The organism is Pseudomonas sp. DL (assembly GCF_047199225.1).
Classification (GTDB): domain Bacteria; phylum Pseudomonadota; class Gammaproteobacteria; order Pseudomonadales; family Pseudomonadaceae; genus Pseudomonas; species Pseudomonas aeruginosa.
The window spans coordinates 4,928,412-4,955,000 of the sequence record NZ_CP178323.1; the positions used below are offsets into that span (position 1 = coordinate 4,928,412).

At 65.7% G+C, this 26,589-nt stretch carries 21 protein-coding genes, 2 tRNA genes and 3 rRNA genes (1 of these 26 cut by a window edge); 7 read left to right on the forward strand and 19 right to left on the reverse strand.

Features of this window, described 5'->3' with window-relative positions:
- Window positions 1–128 precede the first annotated feature (128 nt).
- The 9 genes from ACI766_RS23065 to gspG all read right to left on the reverse strand — a co-directional run bounded on the left by ACI766_RS23065 (window position 129) and on the right by gspG (window position 11,184).
- Complete coding sequence (locus tag ACI766_RS23065; RefSeq protein WP_003112720.1) at window positions 129–1,241, reverse strand: substrate-binding domain-containing protein; 1,113 nt, start codon at window positions 1,239–1,241, stop codon at window positions 129–131.
- Between the two features lie 85 nt (window positions 1,242–1,326).
- Complete coding sequence (gene lapA / locus ACI766_RS23070; RefSeq protein ID WP_003112123.1) at window positions 1,327–2,433, reverse strand: alkaline phosphatase LapA; 1,107 nt, start codon at window positions 2,431–2,433, stop codon at window positions 1,327–1,329.
- Window positions 2,434–2,945: 512 nt separating this feature from the next.
- Window positions 2,946–4,160 carry a type II secretion system inner membrane protein GspF gene (gspF, locus tag ACI766_RS23075; RefSeq protein WP_003141142.1) on the reverse strand — a complete coding sequence of 405 codons (1,215 nt, stop codon included), beginning with the start codon at window positions 4,158–4,160 and terminating at the stop codon, window positions 2,946–2,948.
- On the reverse strand, window positions 4,160–5,569 hold the full coding sequence (gspE, locus tag ACI766_RS23080; protein ID WP_003112722.1) for a type II secretion system ATPase GspE: 1,410 nt from the start codon (window positions 5,567–5,569) through the stop codon (window positions 4,160–4,162). The genes gspF and gspE overlap by 1 nt, the downstream gene beginning before the upstream one ends.
- Window positions 5,566–7,977 carry a type II secretion system secretin GspD gene (gene gspD, locus ACI766_RS23085; RefSeq protein WP_087823984.1) on the reverse strand — a complete coding sequence of 804 codons (2,412 nt, stop codon included), beginning with the start codon at window positions 7,975–7,977 and terminating at the stop codon, window positions 5,566–5,568. Before gspD ends, gspE begins: the two co-directional genes overlap by 4 nt.
- On the reverse strand, window positions 7,974–8,567 hold the full coding sequence (locus ACI766_RS23090; protein WP_003123065.1) for a type II secretion system protein M: 594 nt from the start codon (window positions 8,565–8,567) through the stop codon (window positions 7,974–7,976). Before ACI766_RS23090 ends, gspD begins: the two co-directional genes overlap by 4 nt.
- Window positions 8,554–9,765, reverse strand: coding sequence for a type II secretion system protein GspL (gene gspL / locus ACI766_RS23095; RefSeq protein ID WP_016253830.1), 1,212 nt, complete (start codon window positions 9,763–9,765; stop codon window positions 8,554–8,556). Before gspL ends, ACI766_RS23090 begins: the two co-directional genes overlap by 14 nt.
- A complete protein-coding gene (gene gspK, locus ACI766_RS23100; protein WP_003106847.1) occupies window positions 9,762–10,727 on the reverse strand; it encodes a type II secretion system minor pseudopilin GspK in 966 nt (321 codons plus the stop codon). The genes gspL and gspK overlap by 4 nt, the downstream gene beginning before the upstream one ends.
- Window positions 10,728–10,734: 7 nt before the next feature.
- Complete coding sequence (gspG, locus tag ACI766_RS23105) at window positions 10,735–11,184, reverse strand: type II secretion system major pseudopilin GspG (protein ID WP_003085349.1); 450 nt, start codon at window positions 11,182–11,184, stop codon at window positions 10,735–10,737.
- A 233-nt stretch (window positions 11,185–11,417) separates the two neighbouring features.
- Here gspG and gspI point away from each other — a divergent pair, with 233 nt between their 5' ends.
- Entirely contained in the window at window positions 11,418–11,792 is a 375-nt protein-coding gene (gspI, locus tag ACI766_RS23110) for a type II secretion system minor pseudopilin GspI (RefSeq protein WP_003085347.1), read from the forward strand.
- Between the two features lie 2 nt (window positions 11,793–11,794).
- On the opposite strand, the gene ACI766_RS23115 is transcribed toward gspI, so the two are convergent.
- Window positions 11,795–12,226 carry a type II secretion system protein N gene (locus ACI766_RS23115; RefSeq protein ID WP_004366502.1) on the reverse strand — a complete coding sequence of 144 codons (432 nt, stop codon included), beginning with the start codon at window positions 12,224–12,226 and terminating at the stop codon, window positions 11,795–11,797.
- 146 nt (window positions 12,227–12,372) lie between these two features.
- On the opposite strand from ACI766_RS23115, the gene gspH reads away from it, so the two are divergent.
- Both gspH and ACI766_RS23125 read left to right on the forward strand, forming a co-directional pair.
- Window positions 12,373–12,822 carry a type II secretion system minor pseudopilin GspH gene (gene gspH / locus ACI766_RS23120; protein ID WP_003106853.1) on the forward strand — a complete coding sequence of 150 codons (450 nt, stop codon included), beginning with the start codon at window positions 12,373–12,375 and terminating at the stop codon, window positions 12,820–12,822.
- A complete protein-coding gene (locus ACI766_RS23125; RefSeq protein ID WP_003120814.1) occupies window positions 12,806–13,447 on the forward strand; it encodes a type II secretion system protein J in 642 nt (213 codons plus the stop codon). Before gspH ends, ACI766_RS23125 begins: the two co-directional genes overlap by 17 nt.
- A gap of 9 nt (window positions 13,448–13,456) precedes the next feature.
- Here ACI766_RS23125 and vreR read toward each other — a convergent pair whose 3' ends face one another.
- From vreR to vreA, 3 genes are all read right to left on the reverse strand, one after another.
- Entirely contained in the window at window positions 13,457–14,416 is a 960-nt protein-coding gene (vreR, locus tag ACI766_RS23130; RefSeq protein ID WP_023104859.1) for an anti-sigma factor VreR, read from the reverse strand.
- 69 nt (window positions 14,417–14,485) lie between these two features.
- Window positions 14,486–15,031, reverse strand: a complete 546-nt coding sequence (gene vreI, locus ACI766_RS23135) for an RNA polymerase sigma factor VreI (RefSeq protein WP_003085329.1) — start codon at window positions 15,029–15,031, stop codon at window positions 14,486–14,488.
- The gene (gene vreA / locus ACI766_RS23140; RefSeq protein ID WP_003120815.1) at window positions 15,028–15,744 is read right to left on the reverse strand and encodes a TonB-dependent outer membrane receptor VreA; all 717 of its coding nucleotides are present in this window, start codon (window positions 15,742–15,744) and stop codon (window positions 15,028–15,030) included. The genes vreI and vreA overlap by 4 nt, the downstream gene beginning before the upstream one ends.
- A gap of 165 nt (window positions 15,745–15,909) precedes the next feature.
- Here vreA and ACI766_RS23145 point away from each other — a divergent pair, with 165 nt between their 5' ends.
- Window positions 15,910–16,230 (forward strand): hypothetical protein, encoded by a 321-nt coding sequence (locus tag ACI766_RS23145; protein ID WP_003116538.1) that lies wholly within the window; start codon window positions 15,910–15,912, stop codon window positions 16,228–16,230.
- A gap of 117 nt (window positions 16,231–16,347) precedes the next feature.
- On the opposite strand, the gene pigA is transcribed toward ACI766_RS23145, so the two are convergent.
- The gene (pigA, locus tag ACI766_RS23150) at window positions 16,348–16,944 is read right to left on the reverse strand and encodes a biliverdin-producing heme oxygenase PigA (protein WP_003085321.1); all 597 of its coding nucleotides are present in this window, start codon (window positions 16,942–16,944) and stop codon (window positions 16,348–16,350) included.
- Between the two features lie 251 nt (window positions 16,945–17,195).
- Here pigA and imuA point away from each other — a divergent pair, with 251 nt between their 5' ends.
- From imuA to dnaE2, 3 genes are read left to right on the forward strand one after another with little or no spacing between them, the layout of a single operon-like run.
- Window positions 17,196–17,801, forward strand: coding sequence for a translesion DNA synthesis-associated protein ImuA (gene imuA / locus ACI766_RS23155; protein ID WP_031628694.1), 606 nt, complete (start codon window positions 17,196–17,198; stop codon window positions 17,799–17,801).
- Between the two features lie 7 nt (window positions 17,802–17,808).
- Window positions 17,809–19,224 (forward strand): Y-family DNA polymerase, encoded by a 1,416-nt coding sequence (locus tag ACI766_RS23160; RefSeq protein ID WP_023086611.1) that lies wholly within the window; start codon window positions 17,809–17,811, stop codon window positions 19,222–19,224.
- Window positions 19,200–22,295, forward strand: a complete 3,096-nt coding sequence (dnaE2, locus tag ACI766_RS23165) for an error-prone DNA polymerase (protein WP_073666785.1) — start codon at window positions 19,200–19,202, stop codon at window positions 22,293–22,295. The genes ACI766_RS23160 and dnaE2 overlap by 25 nt, the downstream gene beginning before the upstream one ends.
- Window positions 22,296–22,649: 354 nt before the next feature.
- Here dnaE2 and rrf read toward each other — a convergent pair.
- From rrf to ACI766_RS23190, 5 genes are all read right to left on the reverse strand, one after another.
- Window positions 22,650–22,765 (reverse strand): 5S ribosomal RNA (gene rrf, locus ACI766_RS23170).
- 143 nt (window positions 22,766–22,908) lie between these two features.
- A 23S ribosomal RNA gene (locus tag ACI766_RS23175) occupies window positions 22,909–25,799 on the reverse strand.
- 225 nt (window positions 25,800–26,024) lie between these two features.
- Window positions 26,025–26,100 (reverse strand) — tRNA-Ala (locus tag ACI766_RS23180).
- Window positions 26,101–26,128: 28 nt separating this feature from the next.
- Window positions 26,129–26,205: transfer RNA gene (locus ACI766_RS23185), tRNA-Ile, on the reverse strand.
- Between the two features lie 64 nt (window positions 26,206–26,269).
- Window positions 26,270–26,589: ribosomal RNA gene (locus ACI766_RS23190) — 16S ribosomal RNA — on the reverse strand (it continues 1,216 nt past the right edge of the window).
- The 16S, 23S and 5S rRNA genes sit together here with 2 tRNA genes alongside, the layout of an rRNA operon.

A 26,589-nucleotide genomic window follows, 5' to 3' on the forward strand; every position in this document is an offset into this window, starting at 1 on the left:
ACTGGTAGACGGCCTGGCGGAGGGTGGGCCGAAGACTTGTCATGGAAAGTTCATGGAGCGGAGCGAGGAGCCTGGGCGAACGGAAACACGACGGCAGCCGGATTTCAGCCACCGTCATGACAGGTCACTCATGGACGCCCTTTGCCGTTGCAGACGGAGGGATTGTTGATCGCGAGGTTTTCGCTGGTACCAGTGATGAAGGCGCTCATGATGGCGCTCTTCCAGGAAGCGACCAGGGGTACGAAACGGTGGTCAGCTACCGCTCTATTTGTAGTGGTGCCGCCATAATGCTGGGTAAGGAAGGCACGCAGGTCGGCGGCAACAGTGGCATCCTTGTAGCACTGGCCAAAGACAAAGTTGGTATAGCCGACGATGGAGTAGCCTGCGTTCGGGTTGACGAAGACCGGTATCCACTTGCTCGGATCGGCGCGATCTGCAGCGACACCCGGCGGAGCCACGCTACGAACAGCGATCACGCGATTGGCTAGAGTAGGGAGCAAGCCATTCACTCGCGCGATCTTTGAATTGTCGCTCAGGTCCACACCATCAGGCCCCTCATAGCCGATCGAGCCTGACACATTGTCGACGGCATTCCTGACACTTTCATAAGGCTGTACTGCCACCCAGTTGCTCGGCAGCGCACCGCCGGCCGGCAGACGGGCGTTCGTGAAGATCGAGTTGGTGGCGAAGCGAGTCGGGCAGACCGAGTTCAGGTGGCGGGTCAGCAACTCGGTGGCTCCACTGCCGCCCCGCTGGTAGACGATACGAATCGGCGTACGGTCGGCGGGGTTCCCCAATAGTTGCCCCCAAGTGACCTTGGCGCCGGAAAAGGCATCGCAGAGCTGGGCACTGGTCAGGTTCAGGTCGGTAATATCGGGCTTCTTGTAAGGAATGGTTACTGCGGTACCCGCCAATGGAATCTGGATCAGTGGACCATATGCGCCTCTATAGTTGGTTGAATAGGCGCTCAGTTCGCTGCTACTCAAGATCGAGTCACTACCAATGTAGTGGACGGTGCCGGTAGTAGCGCCAAGCAGCATGGGGTTATTCATCAGGAAAGCGGTCTTGCCAATGCCGCTGCCGCTTGCGGCATAGCTGAAGTTGATTGGCAGGATGCTGTCGGCAGAACCTTTGTACAACTTGGCCGGCATGGAAGCACCACCGCCGGTCACCGTAGCGCCCAGCGTTGTATGACTGGTCAAGAGCGTCAGAGCAACGACGCCAAACATTGGCTTGAGCATGAAAACCTCCTGGGTTCCCCACAAGAAAAAAGACCGGCAGCCATAGGGCTGCCGGTCCTCGTATCGATTCGCCTAGGCGAAGCGCTTACGGGCGGCCTTTGGTGTTGCAGACGTTGGTGTTGCCGATGGCCAGGTTTTCGCTGGTGCCGGTGTAGAAGGCGCTCACGATGGCGCTCTTCCAGGCCGGAGTCAGCGGGATGAAGCCATGGGCGGCAACTGCGGCGTTGGTGGTAGTGCCACCGTAGTGCTTGTTGATGAAGGCGCGGACGTCGGTGGAAACGCTGGCGTCCTTGTAGCACTGGCCGAAGACGAAGTTGGTGTAACCGACGATGGAGTAGCCGGCGCTCGGATTGGTGAACACCGGAACCCACTTGCTGGGGTCCGCACGGTCGGCGGCGTTGGCCGGCGGAGCCACGCTGCCCAGGGCAGTGGAAACGTTAGCCTGGGTCGGCAGGTTGCCGTTCACACGGGAAACCTCGGCGTTGCTGTTGATGTTCACCGCATCCGGGCTGACATAGCCGAGGGAGCCGTTGGTTGCCTTGACGGTCGACACCACGGTGGAAGTGGCGGCGACGCCAACCCAGTTGCTCGGCAACGTACCGCCGGCCGGCAGACGGGCGTTGGTAAAGGTCGAGTTGGTGGCGAAGCGAGTCGGGCAGATCGAGTTCAGGTGGCGGGTGAACAGTTCGGTGGTGCCGCTGCTACCGGTGCGGTAGACGATGCGGATCGGCGTGCTGTCGGTGGTGCCCAGCAGTTGACCCCAGGTGGTCTTGGCGCCGGAGAAGGCGTCGCAGAGTTGGGCGCTGGTCAGGTTGAGCGTGGTGTTGCCGTCCTTGCGATAGGGCACGGTGACCGAGGTGGCTACCGACGGGATCTGGATCAGCGGACCGTAGGTGCCGTTGTAGTTGCTGTTGTAGGTGGTCAGTTCGCTACCGCTGAGGACCGAGTCGCTACCGGCATAGTGAACGGTACCGGTGGTGCCGAACAGCGAGGAGTTGTTGGTCAGGAAAGCGTTCTTGCCGGTGCCGCTGCCGGTCACGGCATAGCTGAAGTTGGCCGGCAGGATGCTGTCGGCGGAGCCTTTGTACAGCTCGGCCGGCAGGGAAGCGCCACCGCCGGTGACGGCCATGGCTTGGGCGGATACGAGGGCGGCCACGCTCAGCGAGGCAGCGATCAGAGAGCGCTTGAACATGAAGAATCTCCTTTCATCGTGGTGTTGGTACGTTGAGGAAGTCGTCTTGCATGAGGCGGCGCCGTGCTTGCCGGGCTTTGCATCCCTAGCCGGTCGAAGGGGCCGCTGGGGATAAAACTCGCAAGTTCCGGTGACAGATCGGGGAAAAAATCTCGGGAGCATCGAATTGTTTTCGCAGCCTTTCCTCGGGTGTTCGCAGGCTCTGCGCCGGGCCTTTTCGCGGGACCTGCGAGGTTCCGCGAGCGCCTCCCGGCGGCCGGCCCGCGACGGCCATGGCGCGCCCTCGGGGCAACCTCGCTGAAACATGCACCCGAGCCCTGGCGAGGGGCCACACGGGTTGATGACAGCGAGAGGAAGGCCGGCTTGCACAAGCCCACCCGTAGGGCGGATTACGCCAGCGGCGTTATCCGCCGATACCTCTCTTCGGAAGATTGCTGAGACGCCCCATCCCCACGGCGGATAGCCGCGAGCGGTTAATCGCCCAGCACGGGAAGGGCTTGTTCAGGCACGGACTACTGGACCAGTTGGTTCATCTCGATGATCGGCATCAGCACCGCCATCACGATGGTCAGCACCACCCCGCCCATGACCACGATCATCAGCGGCTCGAGCAACGCGGTCATGCCCATGGCGCGGCGCTCGATGTCGCGCGACAGGGTCTGCGCCGCGCGGTCGAGCATCGGCGGCAGCGCACCGGTCTTCTCGCCGCTGGCGATCAGGTGGGTGAGGATCGGCGGGAACACCTGCCGCGTGCGCAGCGCCGAGGCCAGCGAGACACCTTCGCGAACCTGCGCGGTGGCCTCCTCCACCGCCTGCGCGAGGCAGTCGTTGGCCAGCGTCTGGCGCGCCGCATCGAGCGCGCGCAGCAGCGGTACGCCAGCGCTGCCGAGGATCGCCAGGGTGGAGGCGAAGCGCGCGGTATTCACCCCGAGCACGAAGCGTCCGAGCAGAGGCAGGCGCAGCACTCGCCGGTGCCAGCCGAGCCGCGCCTGCGGGTCGCGCAGGTACAAGCGCCAGCCCCAGTAAGCGCCGCCGATGGCGCCGGCGCAGAGCCAGCCCCAGGCGCGCACGAAGTCGCTGGCCTGGAGCATCGCCCGGGTCAGCGCCGGCAGGTCCTGGCGCGCCTGGGAGAAGGCGCTGACCACCTGCGGCACCACGTAGCCGAGGAGGAAAATGACGATGCCGATGGAGACCACGCCGACCACCGCCGGGTAGATGAACGCGGTGAGGATCTTGCCGCGCAGGGCGTTGCGTTCCTCGATGTAGTCGGCCAGGCGCTCCATCACCTGGGCCAGGTCGCCGGACTCCTCGCCCGCAGCCACCAGCGCCCGGTAGATTTCCGGGAAGTCCCGCGGCCGTGCGGCAAGGGCGTCGGCCAGGCGCATGCCGCCGCGCACGTCGCTGCGCACGGCGCTCAGGGTCTGGGCGATGTGCTTGCGCTCGGCCTGGTCGAGGGTGGCGCTCAGCGCCGCCTCCAGCGGCAGGCTGGCGGCCAGCAGGCTGGCCAGCTGGCGGGTGGCCCAGGCCAGGTCGCCGTCGGACAGGCGCGGGGCGAACAGCGCGCCCGCCCCTTGCCCGGTCCCGCCGCCAGCCTGCTCGCGGACCTCCAGCGGGGTCAGGCCGCGGGCGCGCAGTTGGCCGAGGGCGCCACGCTGGCTGTCCGCCTCCAGGGTGCCGGTCTCGATCCGGCCCTGGGCGTCGGCGGCTTCGTAACGGAAGGTCTGCATCAGGCGTCCCGGGTCACGCGGAGGATTTCCTCCAGGGTGGTGGAGCCGCTGGCGATCCAGCGCTCGCCGTCCTCGCGCATGCTGCGCATGCCGGCGGCGCGGGCGGCTTCGCGGAGATCCTGCTCGGCGCGGCCCTGGTGGACCAGGCGGCGGATCTCGTCGTCGATCACGAACAGTTCGTGGATGCCGGTGCGCCCGCTGTAGCCGGTCTGGTTGCAAGCCGGGCAGCCGACCGCGCGCCAGCCGCCGTCCTCTTCGACCCGGCAATGCGTGCACAGGCGCCGCACCAGGCGCTGGGCGAGTACGCCAAGCATCGACGAGGCGAGCAGGAACGGCTCGACGCCCATGTCCACCAGCCGCGTCACTGCCGACACCGCGTCGTTGGTGTGCAGCGTGGCCAGCACCAGGTGCCCGGTGAGCGAGGCCTGCACGGCGATCTGCGCGGTCTCCAGGTCGCGGATCTCGCCGATCATGATGATGTCCGGGTCCTGCCGGAGGATCGCCCGCAGGGCTACGGCGAAGGTCATGTCGATGCGCGCGTTGACCTGGATCTGGCTGATCCCCGGCAGGTCGTACTCCACCGGGTCCTCGACGGTGAGGATGTTGCTGGTGCTGGCGTCGAGCCGCGCCAGGGCGGCGTAGAGGGTGGTGGTCTTGCCGCTGCCGGTGGGCCCGGTGACCAGCACGATGCCGTGCGGCTGGCGGATCAGGTTGTCCAGCGGCGCCAGCACGCCGGGAGCCATGCCCAGGGTCTCCAGCCTCAGGCGTCCGGCCTGCTTGTCCAGCAGGCGCATCACCACCCGTTCGCCGTGGCCGGTGGGCACGGTGGAGACGCGAATGTCGATCGGCCGCCCGGCTACCCGCAAGGCGATGCGGCCGTCCTGGGGCAGGCGTTTCTCGGCGATATCCAGCTGCGCCATGATCTTGATCCGCGACACCAGCGCCGCGTGCAGCGCCTTGCGCGGCGCGACCACGTCGCGCAGGGCGCCGTCGACGCGGTAGCGCACCACCGAATGGGTCTCGAAGGGCTCGATGTGGATGTCGCTGGCCTCATCGCGCGCGGCCTGGGTCAGCAGCGCGTTGATCATGCGGATCACTGGCGCGCCATCCTGGGTGTCGAGCAGGTCGGTAACCTCGGGGATATCGTCCATCAGGCGGTCGAGGTCGACCTCGCTCTCCGCCGCGCCGACCACCGCCGCGGCGCTGCCGGTATCGGAGTAGGCGCTGGCCAGCAGGGTGTCGAGCTCGTCGTCGCGGACGCTCTCCAGGCTGGCCGGCGCATGCCGCTGGCGCACCTCGCTGATCGCCCAGCCGGGCGTGCGCGGGCTGACCAGCAGGGTCGCGCCATGCTCGCCCGGCCGCAGCAAGGCGCGCTGCGCCTTGGCCCAGGCGTAGGGCAGCAGGCTCATAGCGGCGCCGCCTCGCCCAGCGGTACCGCGCGCAGCGGCCGCGGGCTCGGGCGCAAGTCGTAGGCGGCCTGCGGAATGCCCTGCTGCGCCGGCGGCAGCACCGGAGCCTGCATGTCGCCGATGCTCCAGTCCTGGCGCGGCTGCACGCGCTGCTGGGCGCGGCGGATGAAGTCGTAGCGGTTGAGGGTGATGCTGCGGCCGGCGGCGGCGTCGCGGACGATGTAGGGACGCAGGAAGACCATCAGGTTGGTCTTGGTCCGCGAGCGCTTCTGGTAGCGGAACAGCGAACCGACGCCGGGGAGGCTGGAGAGTCCGGGAACACCGTCGGTGTTGTCCTGCACGTTGTCTTGCAACAGGCCGCCGAGGACCATGATCTGGCCGTCGTCGAGGAGGATGCTGGTATCGATCGCGCGCTTGTTGGTGACCACCCCGGCGGCGGTGCTGGCGCGCTCGTCGACGCTGCTGACCTCCTGGTAGACGTCGAGCTTGACCGTTCCTCCCTCGGAGATCTGCGGACGGATGTTCAGCTTCAGGCCGACGTCCTCGCGCTGGATGGTCTGGAACGGGTTGTTGCTGGTACCGCCGCCGTCGGTGACGTACTGGCCGCTGACGAAGGGTATGGTCTGGCCGACCATGATGCTCGCCGACTCGTTGTCCAGGGTCAGCAGGTTCGGGGTCGACAGGACGTTGGTGCCGCCGCGGCTCTTCAGCGCCCGGGCGAGCACCTTGAGGTCGAGGATCTTGCCGATCCCGGGGATGTCCACGGTGCCATCCACCAGGCCGATGTTGAGCCCCTTGGGCAACACGTCGATGGTGTTCTTGCCGGCCGTGTTCAGCGCCGACTGGCCGAAGTTGACCCCGCCGAACACGCCGTTGCCGCCGAGGTTGCCGGCCTGCCACTGGATGCCGAACTCGCTGGAGTCGTCTTCGCTGACCTCGACGATCAGGCTTTCGATCACCACTTGGGCGCGGCGCTGGTCGAGCAGGTCGATGACTTCGCGGAGGTTGCGGTACAACGGCTCGGGTGCGGAAATCAGCAGGGTGTTGGTGGTGGCGTCGGCCTGTACGGTGACCCCGCCGGCGGAGAACGCCGAGTTCTCCTCGCCCATCGCACCGGGTCCGGCGCCGCCCTGGCCGCTGCCCATCGCACCATAGGCGCCGCCGCTGCGGTTGCTGCCGCCCAACCCGCTGGAACCGCTGCCCGTGGTATTGCCGCTGGTTCCCAAGCCCTGGCTACCAGTACCGCTGTTGCCGCTACCGAGCATGCCGCCGCCGCTCAGGCGCGCGCGCTGCTGGTCGCCCTCGTTGCCCTCGCCGCCGCTGTCGCCGGTGATCAGCCCGCGCAGGGCCTGGGCCAGGCGGGTCGCCTGGGCGTTGCGCAAGTAGACCACATGGAGGTTGCCGGGATTGCTTTGCACGCTGTCCAGCTTGCCGATCAGGTCGCGCGCCAATTGCGTGCGCTCGGGGCTCGGCGAGCGGATCACGATGCTGTTGGAGCGTGGGTCGGCGAGCACCACGGTCTTCTGGCCCTGCTCGGCGCCGCCGCTGCCCTGGCTGTCGAGCAGTTCGGAGACGGTGCTGGCGATGTCCACCGCGATGCCGTTCTGGATCGGCACCACGTCGGTGTCGCTGGCGCTGGGGATGTCGATGCTGGCGATGATCCCGGCGACCCGGTCGAGGTTTTCCGCGTAGTCGGTGACCACCACGGTGTTGTTCCCCGGATAGGCATTGATCGGGTTGTTCTGCGCGACGATCGGGCGCAGTACCGGGATCAGGTTCACCGCGTTCTCGTAGCGCAGGCGGAAGGTCCGCGTGACCATGCCGTTGGCCGCCGGCCGGTCGGCGCCGTAGACCGGCCCGCCGAGCAGCTTGGCGTCGGCCTCCGGCACCACCTGGCTGACCCCGTCGACGTCGACCACGCTGAAGCCCTGCATGCGCAGGGCGCTGGTGAGCATGCGGTAGGCGGTGCGCGCCGGCACCTGGCCTTCGGAAACCAGGGTCAGCTTGCCCTTCACCCGCGGGTCGACCAGGAACTGCCGGCCGGTGGCGCGCGACAGCGCGCGCACCACCGCTTCCACCTCGGTATCGACGAAATTCAGGCTGACCGGCTGCTCGCCGAGTTCGGCCGCTGTCGCTGAGACCGGAGCCACGCCACCGGAGCGCGCCACGCCGCGTCCGGCACTCAGCGCGCGGCGGGCCTGCTCGGCCTGGGGCCGCTCGCGGACGTCGGCGCTGCGCAACGGCGCACCGGAGCGGACACTGCTCAGCGGCCGACCGACTTCCTCGTCGGCCGGGGGCACGCCGGGGACCTTCGGCGTCTCGCTACACGCCGCGACCAGTAGCGCGCCCAGCGCCACGCCCAGTACAGGCCAACGACGCCGGGCATGGTGGAAAGCTGATTGCCTCATGGGGAATCCTTGGGAGCGGAAGTCGACTGCAAATGGATCGAGGCGGACACCAGCCCGCCGGACGGCTCGTTCGAAGAGCCGGAGCGCTCCTCGGAAGGAGCATCGAGACGCGTCACCTGCGCCTCGCTGACGCTCAGGCGCAACGCTGCCGGGCTGCGCGCCAGCCAGCGCAGCAAGGCCTCGCCGGACACGCTGGCGAAGTCCAGTTGCCATTGGCCCGGTTGCGGGGCGTCCAGTTGGAAACCGTCGAGTCCCTGATCGCGCAGGCTGCGACGGATCGCCTCGGCGTCCGCCGTACCGCTCAGGGTCGGACCGCGCAACGCCTCGACCTCACGCAACACGCCGTCCACCGCCGCAGCCTGCGCACGCAGGCGCGGCAGTTCGGCTTGCCAATGCTCGATCCGCGCCAGCGGCGGATCGACGAACACTTGCCAGGTCAGCGCCAGGCATAGCGCCAGGCCACCGCCGGCGAGAATCTTGCGCTCGCGCGGCGCCAGTTGCCGCCAGTAGGCCTGCAATCGCAGCAGCAGGGGACTCCAGCGCTGCGCCGGAGTATTCAGCAGGCCCGCCAGGCGCTTATTCATCTTCATCGGCAGCCGCCTCGGCAGTGCCACTGTCTGCCGCGCCAGCGGCCGGCGCTGGCGGCGCTTCCATGGCGCGCACCTGCCAGCCCTTGTCGGAGGCATCGGCCTGCAACCCGTGCTTGCCCAACTCGCCCTGCCAGGCAGCGGCATCGCCGCCTGGCGGTCCCGGCAGCAGCTCCAGGTCCAGTTCGCCGGCGTGGTAGTCCAGTCGTTGCAGGCGCCCGGCGAGGAACGGCATCGCCTCGCCGGCGCCATGCAGCAGCGCGGCCAGTCCCGGTGCGGCATCGCCATCGGCCTTGCCGGCCAGATAGGCGTCGCGTCGCTCGCGAGCCTGGCGCAGCGGATCGAGCACCACCGGCAGTTCCGGGAAGGCCTGCTGCACGCGTTGACTGCTCTGCCGTTGCAAGGACTGGCCCTGCTCGGCCAGTTGCCCGGCGTACAGGTTCAGACCGGCGACCCACACCAGCAAGGCCAGGGCAGCGCAGAACAGGGGCATCTTCCAGGTGCCGTTGCCGGCGCTCGTCGCCGGCGCTTTCAGCGCCAATCCCCACGGACTGGCGGGCCCGCTCCAGCGCAGCGCTTCGTCCAGCGCCTCGGCCCGCTCCAGGGCTGCGGAGCGCCACGCCGGTCGCTCGCCCAGCCAGAACAGCCGCAACTCCTGCGGGACCTCAGCGAGGCCCTGCTCCGGCAAGGGATGGACCACAGCGTCGCTCAGCGAGCGGCGCAACAGCAGATGGCCGTCCCACTCGCCGGCCACCCAAGCGTCATCGCGCAACGGCAGGAGGAACGGCGCGGCCTGCACCTCCCGCACGTCGAGCCGCAGCCGCTGTACGGCCTGCTCCAGCGAGGCCAGCGCCGACGCCTCCAGCCACCCCAAGGTCAGGCGCCCGTCGGCGCCGCGCGGGCCGTGGGCCAGGCGTAGCTGCGCCGGATCGCCGAGGACCAGCGCCTCGGCCGCACAGTTCACCGCGGCGGCAAGCTTCGCCGCAGGCAGCGCCGGCAGTTCGAGACTGACCAGGCGGCAATCGCGCGGATGCAGGAACAGCGCCACCGGCAACCCCTGGCGCCGCCGCGCCAGTTCCGCGAGCGAGACCTCGATTCGTTCCTGCACCGCGCCGCGCGCATCCAGGCGCAAACAATGCAGCGGCGCCGCCTCGGCGAACTCGCTCAGCGGCGGCAGCAGGCAACGCCAGGCGGCCTTCATGAGCCCACCCTCATCCAGTTGACCGCCGTGCTTTCACCGGCCTTGCGCTGCACCAGGGCTTGCAGGCGCACCTCTTGCCGGTCGCGCCGGGCATAGGCGGTGAGCAGGAACCAGTCGCTGGTGATCCCGACCTTCACCGACTGCGCCTGCAATTGCGGCATGTTCAGGCGGTTGACGAAGTCGCCGCGATTGAGGAACCAGCGGCCCCGGTCGCGCTCGCCGAGCACCCGCCGCGCCTGGTCCAGCCCGAGGCCGGGGACACAGGCGGCGAGCACTTCGGCGCGCGCGGTGTTGCCGTTGATCCAGGTGGTTTCGGGCAGGATGGTGACGTAGGGTCGCAGGCGTTCCAGGGTCGCCGGCGGAATGCCCAGCCGCGCCAGGTCGTCGAGACGCCTGAGCGCCGGCATGCGCGCCGGAAGCGCACGCAACACGGCGCCCGGCGAAGTCTCGCGGCCGCTGTCGAAACCTGCGGGTTGCGTCTCGGCCGGCGGCGCTTCGGCGGGCAGCCGTGCATAGGAATCGAGTACCCGCTCGACGATCAGCCGCGTCTCCTTCGGGCGCACGCCGAGCAGACCGGCGAGGCGTTCGAAGTTCGCTCGCTCCTGGAGATCGGGGCGTTGGTCGACCAACAGGTTGCGCAGGTTGAACTTGCCCTGCTCGTCTTCCAGTTGGCCGTTGAACGGCAATTCGGCGCTGCTCAGACGCAAGCCACGCATCGGTTGCGCCCAGCGCTGGTCGAGGCGGGTCAGCGGGTCGCGGCGGCTGTCCTCGAGCAGCAACTGGCGGCTCCATTCCAGGCCGCCGCGCAGCATCCAGCCGGCCTGGATGCGTAGCTGCTCGCTTTCCAGGGCGCGGATGAATGCGCTCTGGCGGGCGATCAGGCCGGCGGCTATGACCGCGACCACGGTGACGATCAGCAGCGCGCTGATGATCGCCATGCCGCGCTGGCGATGACCGTTCATGGCGCGCTCAGAGCTGCCAGGAGCCGATGTCGGCGTTGATGCCCTCGCCGCCCGGCTGCCCGTCGGCGCCGAGGGAGAACACGTCGATCTCACCGTTCACGCCGGGATTCAGGTACTGGTAGGGCTTGCCCCAGGGATCGTTGGGCAGGCGCTCCAGGTACGAGCGCCAGTTGCTCGCCGAGGCATCGGCAGGGCGCTCCGCGAGCACCTTCAAGCCCTGCGCCTGGCTCGGATAGCGGCCCTGGTCGAGGCGGTAGAGCTTGAGCGCCTGCATCAGCCCGGAGATGTCCTGGCGCGCCGCGGTGGCGCGGGCCTGGTCGGGACGGTCGAGCACCTTGGGCACCACCATCGCGGCGAGGATGCCGAGGATCACCACCACCACCATGATCTCGATCAGGGTGAAGCCCCGCTGTCCCCGATGTCCTTTCGGGCTGGAGCTGAACTGCACGACATCCATCTCGACACTCCTCGGCATGGTTCGATTCGCCGCGGATTGTTTCAGGAAGATATGTCAACGATATTGAAAATCCTCGGGTGCGCCGCTCTTCCGGAGGCGCCCGCAAGGCCCTGGAGCCGGGCTTTCCGGCAGGCGCCGGGGATGGCTCGCGGGGGCGCCCTCCCGAGCTTTTGTCAGGGATCGGTCAGATTTCCCGGCTAGCCTGGAAGTCCCCTTTCGCCGACCTTTCCGCGATGTCCACGCGCCTGTCTTCCCGCGGTTTCACCCTGATCGAAGTGCTGGTCGCGCTGGCCATCGTCGCCATCGCCCTGGCCGCGGCGATCCGCGCGGTGGGCCTGATGACCGACGGCAATGGTCTGTTGCGCGACAAGTCGCTGGCCCTGCTGGCAGCGGAGAGCCGGCTCGCCGAGCTACGCCTGGGCGTCGGCGCGGCTCCGGGAAACAGCGATTTCGAATGCTCCCAGGGCCGCCTGCGGTTGTACTGCGAACAACGCGTCGAGGCCACCGACGACCCCGCGCTACTGTGGGTGGAAATCCGTGTGCGCACGCAGCGCGAACAGGCGGTGCCGCTGGCGCGCCTGAACACCCTGCTGAGCCGCTCCCGGTGATCTCAACCGCGCTTGAGGGTAGCCAGCGGCGGCGGTTCGGCGAGCCGCTGCATGGCCACCCGGCGAACCTCGCCGTTCTGCTCGATGAGCACCGCGTCGGCCTCGATCCGCCGCACCTTCGCCGCACGTGCCAGGACCTCGCCCTCGCGATAGGCCTGGGCCGGCGCGCCGTTCACCGAGAGGATGGCGATCGCCGCGGGACCACCGCTGATCAATCCCGCCAGTTGCACCTCTACCTCACCGGAAGGCGCCGCGAACCAGCGTTGAGCGGCGTCCTCGCCGCTGGGCGGCGGAACGTCGGCGACCTCGGCCTGGACCACGCCGGGAATCGGCGCCAGCAACAGATAGCCCCAGAACAGCAGGCCGGCGAGGATCGCCAGCACGGCGGCGAACTGGACCAGGCGGGGCGGATCGATACGGGGCATGGCCGGCATGGCGGGCTCTCCTGGCGTATGGGCGACGGGCGCCACGAACGGCGCCCCGGCACCAGCCTAGCGCGGAATTCTCTCCGTTATGTTTCACACGCCGATCATCTTCGTCGGGCACTCTGGAAACCTCTCTCTTCGCGGAGCGGCATCCGGTGAGGCGACCCCGGCAAGGCGGTTTCACCCTGATCGAACTGATGGTGGTGCTGGTAATCGTCGGCATCGCCACGGCGGCCATCAGCCTGAGCGCCCGCCCCGACCCGACGGGCCTGCTGCGCCAGGATGCCGCGCGCCTGGCGCGGTTGCTGGAAATAGCCCAGGGCGAAGCGCGGGTACGCGGTACGCCGATCCTCTGGCAGCCCAGCGCCAAGGGCTATCGCTTCAGCCCGCAGGCCTATCGCGGCAAGACCGACGCCTTCGCCGCCGACACCGAATTGCGCGCGCGCGACTGGCAGGCCGCGCCGCTGCGGGTCAGCGTGCGCCCGCCGCGACCGGTGTTGCTGGACGCCGAATGGATCGGCGCGCCGTTGCGGATAACGCTCTCCGACGGCCAACACAGCGTCACCGTGCTGCGCGAGGCGAACGGCCATGTCCGGGTACGCTGAACGCGCGACGACGCGGCGCCGGCAAGCCGGCTTCACCCTGATCGAGGTGATGGTCGCGATCATGCTCATGGCCATCGTCAGCCTGATGGCCTGGCGCGGCCTGGACAGCATCGCCCGGGCCAGCGCGCACCTGGAGGACAGCACCGAGCAGGGCGCCGCGCTACTGCGCGCGCTGAACCAACTGGAGCGCGACATCGCCCTGCACAGCGCCATCCGGGAGGAGACCGGCCTGCCCAGCGGCGACGAGCCGATCCGGGCCGGCGACAGCCTGCCGCCCGGACTCGCACTGAAGCGCCTGAGCGAGATCCCATTGCGCCTGGACATCGTCCGCGCCAGTACCGAGCCAGGCGCGCCGCTGCAGCGCGTGCGCTGGTGGCGACAGGGCAAGGTCCTCTACCGCGCCGCCTCGCCCAGCGGCGACCGCCTGCCGTTGCCGCCGCTGGCGGAGCGGGTGGCTGTGCTCGACGACGTGAGTCGGTTCGAGATCCGTGCCTGGGTGCCGGGAAAGGGCTGGACGCGCCTGCCGGCACGCAGCAAAGTCCGCGCCAGCGGACTGGAGATCAGCCTGGCACGGGTCACCCGCAACGGCGTGGAGCGCTATCGACGGGTGGTGGCCCTGCAATGAAGCGGTGGCTCAGCCGAGCAGCACCACCCCGCCCGGCAGGCGGGTGACCTCGATCCCATAGGCATCCCGGATCAGGGTCGCCACGTCGGCCAGTTGATCGAGGCTGAAACGGGCCTGGACCCGGCGTCGGCCAAGGGCCTTGTCCAGCAGCAGGAGCATGCCGGGACGGTAGCGGTTGATTTCGTCGATCACCGTGGCCAACGGTACGTCGTTGAACACCAGCATGCGCTCGCGCCAGGCCATCACCTCGGCAACGTCGAAAGGCACCGGCGGACCGTTGCGTCGCTCGTCGAAGGTCAGTTGCTGGCCGGCCTGGAGGTCCAGGCGCTGGCCGAGGTGTTCGAGCCGCACGCTGCCCTCCAGGCAGGTCACCACGCAGACGTCACCGCTGCTGCGCACGTTGAAGCGGGCCCGGCTGGCGCTCAGCCAGGCGCTCCCGGCCATCACCCGCAGGCTGCTCTGCGGCGGGTGGCTGGCGATGATCTCGGCCTCGCCGCCGAGCAGTTCGATGGTTTCCTGCTGCTCTTGATTGCGCCGCACGTTCAGGCGGGTGCGGGTGTTCATCTCGATCCGCGTCTCGCCGCTCACCTGCACCTGGCGCTGCTCGCCGACCGCCGTGACGTAGTCGGCGCCGCCCAGGCCATGGTCGAGCAGCGACGGGCGCAAGACGAACAACGCCACCGAGGCGGCCAGCGCACCGCCGACGAACCAGCGACGACCGAAACGCCTCGGCGCGATCTGCGCCACGGCCGGCGACTCCAGCGGCAGAGCGGCGGCACTGCCGAGTGCCTGCCAGAGATCGCGCGCCTCGACGAACGCTCGCAGGTGTTGCGGGCTGCGCGCACACCACTGGCGGAAGGCCCGCGCCTCGCCCTGGGTGACGCGTCCGGAGGTCAGGCTGATCACCCAGGCGTGCGCTTCGTGGCGAAGGTCGCCGGTTTCATCGGCGGCGGAGTCTGAGGCTGTCATGACTGTGCTGTACGGACACCGGAATGGCTCATGGGAGGGATATGGCGGCGGTTTTCCACCTGCTTATGCTTATGACGGTTTTCCGGCCCCGGGACCGAACCTCTGGATGACTTTTCTTTCCAGGCGCTCCGCGCAGAACCACAGGGCGGCCTTGAGTTCCTTCTCCACGGTGCGGGTGGAGATGCCGAAGCGACGGGAGATTTCCGCATGCGGCGTCTCTTCCAGGCGCGAGGCGATGAGAATCTGCCGACGCCGCGCCGGCAGTTCGCAGAGCGCCTCCAGCAGGCGACGGATCTCGGCATGACCGCCGACGATGCGCTCCGGGTCGAGGCCTTCGTCGGCCACCTGCAACAGCTCCGCCACCTCCTCCCCGGTGAGCAGGCGGGCGTCGCCCTCGCGGCGGTCGGCGGCAATGTTCAGGGCAATACGGAACAGGTAGGCCTGGGGCTTCTTGACCTCCAGGGCATCATCCAGCCGGTCGACTCTCAGGTAGGTTTCGTGCAATACGTCGCACGCCAGGTCCTCGGAGCCCAGGCGCCGTTTCAGGCGCGCCTTGAAGTCGTCGTAGGAGGCGAGGAACAGCTTCACCATCGCGCTTTGCCGCGAATCGCTCATGACCCTCCCACTCCCTCCGTCAGCTTGCATTCCATGGCCTTGCCCGTCGTCTTCGGCAGCAACAGGATGGTCAGCGGCTGGGCCAGCGTAGCGGGCGTCGCCTGCATCACCCGCACGCCGCGCAGGCTTTCCACCAGGGCGCTGTCCCGCTGCGGGTCGCCGGTCGAACCGAGCAGGCGACTGTGGCGAACCTCGCCGAAGCGACCGATCCAGAGTTGCAGCACCGCGCGATAGGTACCCGGACGAGTGCGCGGCGAGCGGCACAACTGTTCTTCCAGCGCCGCCTGGACCGCTCCCGCGTAGCGCCGATCCAGCGGCTGCTCGACCTTCGGCATCTCTGCCGGCAGCGGCGCAGCGTTCCTGACGGCCTGCGCCGGCAGCAGGGTGAACGCTTCCTGGCTGGTGTAGCGCGCCATCAGGCCGGTTCCGCCGAGCAGTCGGGTCAGGGCGTCGCTGGCGGTGAAGCGCCCCTGCAAGCGGGCCGAGCGCCGTCCACGGGCCAGCTCGCCATCCACCAGAACCGCCATTCCCGTCACCCCGCTGTAGGTCACCAGCGCCGATGCCAGGCTCTGCGGAGGAATATCGAACGCGTGCACCGCCAGGCGCAACGGCGGCCTGCCGCCATCGCCCGGCACGGCGCCGGACGCCGGCAGCAGCATGCCGAGACCGAGCAACGACACTGCGCACGACCTTGCCACCCCGAGGATCGACATCAACGGATTCCAGTCCGAACTACCCGGTTCAGGCCAGATGGCCATCACCCAGGAGGGACATCCTGATGGCACTGTGTGACTGTGGTGTGACGGTACCTGCGGTGACATGTTTTCACCGATTGCCGTATAAGCGGGAAACCACCATCCCAGCGCGGGAGAATCGCCATGCACCGTTCATCGCAGGTTCTGCCGGCCCTGATCCTGGGCCTGGCCATGAACGCCACCCTGGCCGACGAGCCGACGCCGCCGGCGAACTGCATCAACACCGAGGTCAACGGCTACCAGGCTTTGTCCTATGAATGCCTGAGCCAGCAGATGGCCGATCCTGACAGCGCGGCCAGGGCCCGCCGCGAACAGGAGCTGGATTCCGCCGCCATCGTCCGGCGTCCGCCAAACCAGCTCGGCCTGTACAACCAATCGGCGACGCGCATTCGCCTGGGCACCTCGTTCGGCAACTCAGTGGAAGCGCAGCGGCCGCCTCGCTAAGGGCTTCCGCAGGTCCGCGTTCCTGGCCGGCGGCGCAAGACAAAAAACCCCGGCAACCAGGCCGGGGCAATCGTCGTCGGCGAGGTTGGCCGCCGATCAAAGGACAAGGAACGCCCCTCAGGCGAAGGTACGCTCCAGCAGGTCGCCGAAACGATTGAAGGCATCGCTGGCGCCCTTGGCGGCCAGGCGCTCTTCTTCCTCGTTCAGCTCGATGCCGTCGAGGATCGCCACGAAGCTCTTCCAGCCTTGCGCGCGGCCGCCTTCCGGTTCGGCCAGATGGCGGGCGCCGAAGTTCTCGTCGAGTTCGAGCGCGGCGGCTTTCTTGAACAGGAACGCAGCGCCCAGCTTCGAACCTTCGGAAACGAACAGCCAGCCCAGTGCCTCGGCCAGGCTCAGGTCGGCCTCGCGCACGCTCTGGTCGCCCTCCGGCACCGGATGGCCGAGGTCCGCCAGGTCTGCACGAGCGGCGTCGTCGCGGGCGCGGGAAGCCAGGCCGGGGAACAGGCGGGCCAGCGCTTCGTTGCGATAAAGCGGCTCCAGGTCATGCTGGAAGAGGTACTGGGCGGCGACGAAGCGGGCGAAATTGTCCCGGCTGGCAAAGGGTTCCTTGCTTTTCACCAGGCTCTCCAGGCGCTGGTGCGGCTCGTTGGTCAGCAGGTTGAGGCGTTGCGAACGCAGGTTTTGCCGAGTGGATTCAGGGGCCAGGGTATCCATAGGGGAATTCCTTTCGAGGGACGGAACGCACTGGGCCGACATAGCGCGCCCAGGATCAATAACGATTCTCAATTATATTCGTTATTGAATCTCAGTGTCACATGAAAGGATGCCGACCGACTGCCATTGACCAGAAAAGGACTACAGCAAATACTGTATTTACATACAGCATTCGAGTTATTTCCTTGGCCTCCCTTTCATCCGTAGCCGACATCTCCCCACCCGCAGCCGTCGCCGGACGAGGCAATGGCATAGCGCTGAGTGCGCTGCTCGACGCACGTAGGATCTGGAAAGGCCAGTCCGCCGTACCGGCCGGCGCTTCCCTGCCCACCGGGCATGCGCGCCTGGACGCACTGCTGCCCGGCGGCGGTTGGCCGGAGCATGCCCTGAACGAAATCCTCCATGCCCGCGACGGTGTCGGCGAACTGCAACTACTGATGCCGACCCTCGCTCGCCTGACCCAGGCGCAACGTCGTGTCGTCCTGGTCGGCGCCCCCTATGTACCTTATCCGCAGGCCTGGCTGGCCGCCGCGGTCGACCTGCGCCACCTGGTCCTGTTGCAGGCCAGCGGACGCGACGCCTTGTGGGCTGCCGAACAGTGCCTGCGCTCGGGCAGTTGCGCCGCAGTGCTGTGCTGGCCGCAGCAGGCCGACGACCGCGCCCTGCGCCGCCTCCAGGTCGCCGCCGAAAGCGGTCAGGCCCTGGGTTTCGCCTATCGCCCCCTGCGCGAAGCGGTCAATCCTTCGCCGGCAGCGCTACGCCTGTGCATCGAAACCCGCCCCCCACGCCTGCGCATCCTCAAGTGCCGGGGCGGCCTCGCGCCGGCGACCGCCCTGCCGGCCAGCGCCTGGCAATGAGGCGGCCATGCTCTGGGCTTGCATTCTCCTGCCGCAACTGGCCATGGACAGCGCGCTGCGTCAACGGAGCAATCCCGACGCACCGCTGGCGCTGCTCGGCGGCCCAGCGCAGCGCCGGCAGTTGCAGGCGGTCAACCCTGCGGCACGCGCGCTCGGCCTGAAGCCCGGTCAATCGCTGGTCGCCGCCCAGGCCCTGAGCCGGGACTTCGCCACGGCGGAATACGACCTCGCCGCCGTGGAGCGCTGGCAGGCCTTCCTCGCCGCCTGGGCCTACGGTTTCAGCTCGCAGGTCAGCCTGCACTATCCGCGTGCGCTGCTGCTGGAAGTGCAGTCCAGCCTTGCCCTGTTCGGCCCCTGGCCACGCTTCGAGGCCCGCTTGCGCAAGGAACTCACGGCGCTGGGCTTCCGCCATCGCCTGTGCCTGGCGCCGAACCCGGTGGCGGCGAGGGTCCTGGCGAACAGCCACGACGGCCTGGCCATCGAGGACGAGACAGCGCTGCAACGCCAGTTGTCCGCCCTTCCGCTGGACCGCCTGGGACTCTCGCGGGAGCTGGCCGTCGCCCTCGGACGCATGGGACTGCGCTATCTGCGCCAGGTCCTCGAGTTGCCGCGCGCCGCCCTGGCCCGTCGCTTCCCGGCCGAACTGCTGTTGCACATCGACCGCCTCTGCGGCCGCAGCCCACTGGCGCTGGAGCACTACCGGCCGCCGGACACCTTCGACCTGCGCATCGAACTCAATTTCGACGTGGAATCGCACCAGGCCCTGCTCTTCCCCCTGCGACGGCTGAGCGCCGATCTCGCCGCCTTTCTCGCCGGACGCGACAGCGGCGTGCAGCGCTTCACCCTGCACCTGGAACATCACGGGCGCGCCGACAGCCAGGTCACGGTCGGCCTGCTCAGCGCCGAACGCGAGGCGGCCATGCTCTTCGAACTGACCCGCGGCCGTCTCGAACAGCTGCAACTGCCCGCCCCCGTGCATGCCGTGCGCCTGGAGGCCCGCGAGCTGCCTCCTTTCACGCCGCAGCACCGCGAACTGTTCGACGAGCGCCCACAGCAGTATCTCGGCTGGGAACAGTTGCGGGAACGCCTGCGCGCGCGGCTGGGCGACGAGGCGGTACAGGGCCTGAGCGCCGTCGCCGAACACCGTCCGGAGCGAAGCTGGCGGCCGCACAGCTGCGACAGGGCGCAATCGCCGGCAGCCTGCGGCCTCCGCCCCGGCTGGCTGCTGGCGGAGCCACGCCCCCTCGGCGAGGCCTTGCCCACCGTGCTGGCCGGCCCGGAGCGGATCGAGTCGGGCTGGTGGGATGGCGAAGACATCCGCCGCGACTATTACCTGGTGGAAACCCGCAGCGGACAACGTGCCTGGGTCTATCGCGAGGTCGGCAGCGAAGGGCCGCTGTGGCTGCATGGCTGGTTCGCATGAGCGCCTACGCCGAACTGCATTGCCTGTCCAACTTCAGTTTCCAGCGCGGCGCCTCCAGCGCCGCGGAACTCTTCGCCCGTGCAGCACGCCTGGGCTATCGGGCCCTGGCGATCACCGACGAATGCAGCCTGGCCGGTATCGTGCGGGCCTGGCAGGCGGCGCGGGAGCATCAGGTACAACTGATCATCGGCAGCGAAATCCGCCTCGAACAGGGGCCCAAGCTGGTCCTCCTGGCGGAGGACCTGGAGGGCTACCAGAACCTCTGTCGCCTCATCACCCGCGGCCGGCGACAAGCCGACAAGGGCCACTACCGGCTGCTGCGCGAAGATCTGCAACAGCCGCTCGCCGGCCTGTTGGCGATCTGGTTGCCGAACGACCATGGGGACGAGCAGGCTGCCTGGCTCCGCGAACGCTTCCCCCAGCGCCTTTGGCTGGGCGTCGAGTTGCATCGCGGCGCCGATGACGATGCCCGCCTGGACAAACTGCTCGCGCTCGCCTCGCATCTCCGGCTACCGCCCGTGGCCTGCGGCGACGTCCACATGCACGCCCGCGGCAGGCGAGCCCTGCAGGACTGCATGACAGCGATCCGCAACCATCTGCCGGTCAGCGAGGCCGGCGCCTATCTCTTCCCCAACGGGGAACGCCACCTGCGTACCCTGGAGGCCCTGCAGGGGATCTACCCGCAAGCCCTGCTGGCGGAAACCCTGAAGATCGCCGAACGCTGCCGGTTCGATCTGGAACAGCTGAAATACCAGTACCCACGCGAATTGGTACCGGCCGGACACGACCCGGCGTCATGGCTCCGCCATCTCACCGAACAGGGCATCGCCAGGCGCTGGCCGAACGGCGCGAGCGCCAAGGTCCGCAAGCAGATCGAGAGAGAACTCGAGCTGATCGCCGAACTGGGCTATGAAAGCTATTTCCTCACCGTGCAGGACATCGTCGCCTTCGCCCGGGGCCGGAAAATCCTTTGCCAGGGCCGCGGCTCGGCGGCCAACTCGGCAGTGTGCTTCGCCCTCGGCATCACCGAGTTGGACCCGGACCGGACCAACCTGCTGTTCGAGCGCTTCCTTTCCCGCGAGCGCAACGAACCACCGGACATCGACGTGGATTTCGAACACGAGCGCCGCGAGGAGGTCATCCAGTACGTTTTCACACGCTACGGACGCCAGCGCGCGGCGCTGACCGCGGTGGTCAGCACCTACCACGGCGCCGGCGCGGTGCGCGACGTAGCCAAGGCCCTGGGTCTGCCGCCCGAGCAGGTCGACGTCCTGGCCAACTGCTGCGGCCGCTGGAGCGACCAGGCCCCCAGCGCCGAACGCCTGGAAGAGGCCGGCTTCGATCCGCAGAGTCCGATCCTGCGCCGGGTGCTGGCCCTGACCGACGAGTTGATCGGTTTTCCGCGCCACCTCTCGCAGCACCCCGGCGGCTTCGTCATCTCCGAACAGCCATTGGACACCCTGGTCCCGGTGGAGAATGCCAGCATGGCCGAGCGCACGGTGATCCAGTGGGACAAGGACGATCTCGACGCGGTCGGCCTGCTCAAGGTCGACGTCCTCGCCCTGGGCATGCTCAGCGCCCTGCGCCGCAGCTTCGACCTGATCCACGCGCTGCGCGGCGGCAAGCGGTTGAGCATCGCCAGTATCCCGAGCGAAGACCCGGCCACCTACGAAATGATCAGCCGCGCCGATACCATCGGTGTGTTCCAGATCGAATCGCGCGCACAGATGGCCATGCTGCCACGCCTGCGCCCGCAGAAGTTCTACGACCTGGTGATCCAGGTCGCCATCGTCCGGCCGGGGCCGATCCAGGGCGACATGGTGCATCCTTACCTGCGCCGGCGAAACGGTGAAGAGCCGGTGGCCTATCCATCGGCCGAACTGGAGAAGGTCTTCGAACGTACCCTGGGCGTCCCGTTGTTCCAGGAACAGGTCATGGAACTGGCGATCGTCGCCGCCGACTACACGCCGGGCGAGGCGGACGAACTGCGTCGTTCGATGGCCGCCTGGAAGCGTCATGGCGGCCTGGAACACCACCGCGAGCGGCTGACCCGGGGCATGCTCGCCAACGGCTACGAGGCCGACTTCGCAGCGCGCATCTTCGAGCAGATCAAAGGCTTCGGCAGCTACGGTTTCCCTGAATCCCACGCCGCCAGCTTCGCCCTGCTCACCTACGCCAGCAGTTGGCTGAAACGTCACGAGCCGGCGGCCTTCGCCTGCGCCTTGATCAACAGTTGGCCGATGGGCTTCTACAGCCCCGACCAGTTGCTCCAGGACGCCCGCCGCCACACCCTGCAGACACGCCCGGTGGATGTCCGCCACAGCGGTTGGGATTGCAGCCTGGAGCCGTTCGGCCAGGCGCAACCGGCCATACGCCTCGGCCTGCGGATGATCCGAGGCTTTCGCGAGGAGGATGCCAGGCGTATCGAGCAGGTCCGGGAGGCCCAGCCGTTCCTCGACGTGCACGATCTCGGCCGACGCGCCAGGCTCGACGCCCGGGCCCTGGAGTTGCTGGCCGATGCCGGCGCCCTGCGCGGTCTCGCCGGACACCGGCACAAGGCGCGCTGGGCCGTCGCCAGCGTCGAGCCGCAATTGCCACTGTTCGCCGAAGGGACCGTCATCGAAGAAACCACGGTCAGCCTGCCGCTGCCTTCGCGCGGCGAGGAACTGCTGAGCGATTACGCTCTCCTCGGCACCACCCTCGGCCCGCATCCGCTGAAACTCTTGCGTGGACAGCTCAAGGCCTGCCGCTGCCGCGACTCCCGCGAACTGGCGAAACTGGGACATGGACGACCGATACGGGTCGCCGGCCTGGTGATCGGCCGGCAGCGCCCACAGACCGCCAGCGGCATCACCTTCATCACCCTGGAGGACGAGTTCGGCATGCTCAACGTGGTGGTCCGGCACGACCTCGCCGAACGGCAGAGGCGGCCATTCCTCGAGTCCCGGCTGCTGCAGGTGGAGGGCATCCTGGAGTCCTCCGGCGAGGTGCGCCACGTCATCGCAGGGCGCCTGCATGACCTGACCCCTCTACTCACCGGCCTGGACGTCCGCAGCCGGGATTTCCATTGAGACAAAGAAAAAGGCAGCTCGAGAGACGAGCTGCCTTGGGATGGCCAACAGGGATGGCCACGAAGGGGGGAGCGCTCAAGATACTGTTTATTCATACAGTAAATCAAGCGATTCCCTTCATCGGAAGCCACCTTTCGTCTTTCTCCTCGAAGCGAGGCTCTAACTCGCGGATCGGGATCGGTACGGCGAACGCAAGAGCGCCAGCGCCATGCGGATCCCCCCGGACTCTCGCTACGCTAGACGCGAAAGAGGGCATGCCAGGAGGGTTTCGGCAAGGTGAACAGGAAGCACGCCTTTTTCCGCGCGCAAAAGCAAAACCCCTGATCATCGCTGACCAGGGGTTTTGGGATAGGAGCTTGACGATGACCTACTCTCACATGGGGAGACCCCACACTACCATCGGCGATGCGTCGTTTCACTTCTGAGTTCGGGAAGGGATCAGGTGGTTCCAACGCTCTATGATCGTCAAGCAATTCGGTTGGATATCCGTTCGCTTGGGCTTACGTCTATCCGGATTCAGGTATGTGATTTCAAGGTGTTTGCGGTTCATGCGAACTTTCGGTTCGTCGACTTCACCTTACAACACACAATCATCAGATTGTTTGGGTGTTATATGGTCAAGCCTCACGGGCAATTAGTACTGGTTAGCTCAACGCCTCACAACGCTTACACACCCAGCCTATCAACGTCGTAGTCTTCGACGGCCCTTCAGGGGAATCAAGTTCCCAGTGAGATCTCATCTTGAGGCAAGTTTCCCGCTTAGATGCTTTCAGCGGTTATCTTTTCCGAACATAGCTACCCGGCAATGCCACTGGCGTGACAACCGGAACACCAGAGGTTCGTCCACTCCGGTCCTCTCGTACTAGGAGCAGCCCCTCTCAAATCTCAAACGTCCACGGCAGATAGGGACCGAACTGTCTCACGACGTTCTAAACCCAGCTCGCGTACCACTTTAAATGGCGAACAGCCATACCCTTGGGACCGGCTTCAGCCCCAGGATGTGATGAGCCGACATCGAGGTGCCAAACACCGCCGTCGATATGAACTCTTGGGCGGTATCAGCCTGTTATCCCCGGAGTACCTTTTATCCGTTGAGCGATGGCCCTTCCATACAGAACCACCGGATCACTAAGACCTACTTTCGTACCTGCTCGACGTGTCTGTCTCGCAGTCAAGCGCGCTTTTGCCTTTATACTCTGCGACCGATTTCCGACCGGTCTGAGCGCACCTTCGTACTCCTCCGTTACTCTTTAGGAGGAGACCGCCCCAGTCAAACTGCCCACCATACACTGTCCTCGATCCGGATCACGGACCAGAGTTAGAACCTCAAGCATGCCAGGGTGGTATTTCAAGGATGGCTCCACGCGAACTGGCGTCCACGCTTCAAAGCCTCCCACCTATCCTACACAAGCAGGCTCAAAGTCCAGTGCAAAGCTACAGTAAAGGTTCACGGGGTCTTTCCGTCTAGCCGCGGATACACTGCATCTTCACAGCGATTTCAATTTCACTGAGTCTCGGGTGGAGACAGCGCCGCCATCGTTACGCCATTCGTGCAGGTCGGAACTTACCCGACAAGGAATTTCGCTACCTTAGGACCGTTATAGTTACGGCCGCCGTTTACCGGGGCTTCGATCAAGAGCTTCGCTTGCGCTAACCCCATCAATTAACCTTCCGGCACCGGGCAGGCGTCACACCCTATACGTCCACTTTCGTGTTTGCAGAGTGCTGTGTTTTTAATAAACAGTCGCAGCGGCCTGGTATCTTCGACCAGCCAGAGCTTACGGAGTAAATCCTTCACCCTAGCCGGCGCACCTTCTCCCGAAGTTACGGTGCCATTTTGCCTAGTTCCTTCACCCGAGTTCTCTCAAGCGCCTTGGTATTCTCTACCCGACCACCTGTGTCGGTTTGGGGTACGGTTCCTGGTTACCTGAAGCTTAGAAGCTTTTCTTGGAAGCATGGCATCAACCACTTCGTCATCTAAAAGACAACTCGTCATCAGCTCTCGGCCTTGAAACCCCGGATTTACCTAAGATTTCAGCCTACCACCTTAAACTTGGACAACCAACGCCAAGCTGGCCTAGCCTTCTCCGTCCCTCCATCGCAGTAACCAGAAGTACAGGAATATTAACCTGTTTCCCATCGACTACGCTTTTCAGCCTCGCCTTAGGAACCGACTAACCCTGCGTCGATTAACGTTGCGCAGGAACCCTTGGTCTTTCGGCGTGGGTGTTTTTCACACCCATTGTCGTTACTCATGTCAGCATTCGCACTTCTGATACCTCCAGCAAGCTTCTCAACTCACCTTCACAGGCTTACAGAACGCTCCTCTACCGCGTCACTTACGTGACACCCGCAGCTTCGGTGTGTGGTTTGAGCCCCGTTACATCTTCCGCGCAGGCCGACTCGACTAGTGAGCTATTACGCTTTCTTTAAAGGATGGCTGCTTCTAAGCCAACCTCCTAGCTGTCTAAGCCTTCCCACATCGTTTACCACTTAACCACAACTTTGGGACCTTAGCTGGCGGTCTGGGTTGTTTCCCTTTTCACGACGGACGTTAGCACCCGCCGTGTGTCTCCCATGCTCGGCACTTCTGGGTATTCGGAGTTTGCATCGGTTTGGTAAGTCGGGATGACCCCCTAGCCGAAACAGTGCTCTACCCCCCAGAGTGATACATGAGGCGCTACCTAAATAGCTTTCGAGGAGAACCAGCTATCTCCGAGCTTGATTAGCCTTTCACTCCGATCCACAAGTCATCCCCTACCTTTTCAACGGGAGTGGGTTCGGTCCTCCAGTCAGTGTTACCTAACCTTCAACCTGCTCATGGATAGATCGCCCGGTTTCGGGTCTATACCCAGCGACTAAACGCCCTATTAAGACTCGCTTTCGCTACGCCTACCCTATACGGTTAAGCTTGCCACTGAATATAAGTCGCTGACCCATTATACAAAAGGTACGCAGTCACCTAACAAGTAGGCTCCCACTGCTTGTACGCATACGGTTTCAGGTTCTATTTCACTCCCCTCTCCGGGGTTCTTTTCGCCTTTCCCTCACGGTACTGGTTCACTATCGGTCAGTCAGTAGTATTTAGCCTTGGAGGATGGTCCCCCCATGTTCAGACAAAGTTTCTCGTGCTCCGTCCTACTCGATTTCACTTCAAAGATCCTTTCGCGTACGGGGCTATCACCCACTATGGCCGCACTTTCCAGAGCGTTCCGCTAAAATCAATGAAGCTTAAGGGCTAATCCCCGTTCGCTCGCCACTACTAAGGGAATCTCGGTTGATTTCTTTTCCTCAGGGTACTTAGATGTTTCAGTTCCCCTGGTTCGCCTCTTGCACCTATGGATTCAGTACAAGATACCTAGGTTATCCTAGGTGGGTTCCCCCATTCAGAGATCTCCGGATCAAAGTCTGTTTGCCGACTCCCCGAAGCTTTTCGCAGGCTACCACGTCTTTCATCGCCTCTGACTGCCAAGGCATCCACCGTATGCGCTTCTTCACTTGACCATATAACCCCAAGCAATCTGGTTATACTGTGAAGACGACATTCGCCGAAAATTCGCGCTTGAACTCGCAAATTTTACCTTGACTTGAATGATCACCAGTGAAAGAGATCATTCAGTCTTACTTCTATCACATACCCGAATTTTTAAAGAACAGTTCTGGTGCAAAGACCAGAAATCAATGTTCATCTACGAACATTCATTTCTGAGCTTTCGACGATTGTTTGGATGGTGGAGCCAAGGAGGATCGAACTCCTGACCTCCTGCGTGCAAAGCAGGCGCTCTCCCAGCTGAGCTATGGCCCCGTATCGGATCACGCAGCACACCAACAATTGGTGGGTCTGGGCAGATTCGAACTGCCGACCTCACCCTTATCAGGGGTGCGCTCTAACCAACTGAGCTACAGACCCAATCGTCTAACCAGTGAATCAAGCAATTCGTGTGGGAGCTTATGAAGAAGCCGGGATCTTCGATTAAGGAGGTGATCCAGCCGCAGGTTCCCCTACGGCTACCTTGTTACGACTTCACCCCAGTCATGAATCACTCCGTGGTAACCGTCCCCCTTGCGGTTAGACTAGCTACTTCTGGAGCAACCCACTCCCATGGTGTGACGGGCGGTGTGTACAAGGCCCGGGAACGTATTCACCGTGACATTCTGATTCACGATTACTAGCGATTCCGACTTCACGCAGTCGAGTTGCAGACTGCGATCCGGACTACGATCGGTTTTATGGGATTAGCTCCACCTCGCGGCTTGGCAACCCTTTGTACCGACCATTGTAGCACGTGTGTAG

Bases quoted from the DNA above. Each gene is read 5' to 3' on its own strand.
- gspI (WP_003085347.1), top strand. From the start codon at position 11,418: ATGTCCACGCGCCTGTCTTCCCGCGGTTTCACCCTGATCGAAGTGCTG.
- ACI766_RS23065 (WP_003112720.1), bottom strand. From the start codon at position 1,241: ATGCTCAAGCCAATGTTTGGCGTCGTTGCTCTGACGCTCTTGACCAGT.
- gspD (WP_087823984.1), bottom strand. From the start codon at position 7,977: ATGAGGCAATCAGCTTTCCACCATGCCCGGCGTCGTTGGCCTGTACTG.
- vreR (WP_023104859.1), bottom strand. From the start codon at position 14,416: ATGACAGCCTCAGACTCCGCCGCCGATGAAACCGGCGACCTTCGCCAC.
- ACI766_RS23145 (WP_003116538.1), top strand. From the start codon at position 15,910: ATGCACCGTTCATCGCAGGTTCTGCCGGCCCTGATCCTGGGCCTGGCC.
- vreA (WP_003120815.1), bottom strand. From the start codon at position 15,744: ATGTCGATCCTCGGGGTGGCAAGGTCGTGCGCAGTGTCGTTGCTCGGT.
- gspE (WP_003112722.1), bottom strand. From the start codon at position 5,569: ATGAGCCTGCTGCCCTACGCCTGGGCCAAGGCGCAGCGCGCCTTGCTG.
- lapA (WP_003112123.1), bottom strand. From the start codon at position 2,433: ATGTTCAAGCGCTCTCTGATCGCTGCCTCGCTGAGCGTGGCCGCCCTC.
- ACI766_RS23160 (WP_023086611.1), top strand. From the start codon at position 17,809: ATGCTCTGGGCTTGCATTCTCCTGCCGCAACTGGCCATGGACAGCGCG.
- ACI766_RS23090 (WP_003123065.1), bottom strand. From the start codon at position 8,567: ATGAAGATGAATAAGCGCCTGGCGGGCCTGCTGAATACTCCGGCGCAG.
- gspG (WP_003085349.1), bottom strand. From the start codon at position 11,184: ATGGATGTCGTGCAGTTCAGCTCCAGCCCGAAAGGACATCGGGGACAG.
- ACI766_RS23115 (WP_004366502.1), bottom strand. From the start codon at position 12,226: ATGCCGGCCATGCCCCGTATCGATCCGCCCCGCCTGGTCCAGTTCGCC.
- vreI (WP_003085329.1), bottom strand. From the start codon at position 15,031: ATGAGCGATTCGCGGCAAAGCGCGATGGTGAAGCTGTTCCTCGCCTCC.
- gspF (WP_003141142.1), bottom strand. From the start codon at position 4,160: ATGCAGACCTTCCGTTACGAAGCCGCCGACGCCCAGGGCCGGATCGAG.
- ACI766_RS23125 (WP_003120814.1), top strand. From the start codon at position 12,806: ATGTCCGGGTACGCTGAACGCGCGACGACGCGGCGCCGGCAAGCCGGC.
- gspL (WP_016253830.1), bottom strand. From the start codon at position 9,765: ATGAAGGCCGCCTGGCGTTGCCTGCTGCCGCCGCTGAGCGAGTTCGCC.
- pigA (WP_003085321.1), bottom strand. From the start codon at position 16,944: ATGGATACCCTGGCCCCTGAATCCACTCGGCAAAACCTGCGTTCGCAA.
- gspK (WP_003106847.1), bottom strand. From the start codon at position 10,727: ATGAACGGTCATCGCCAGCGCGGCATGGCGATCATCAGCGCGCTGCTG.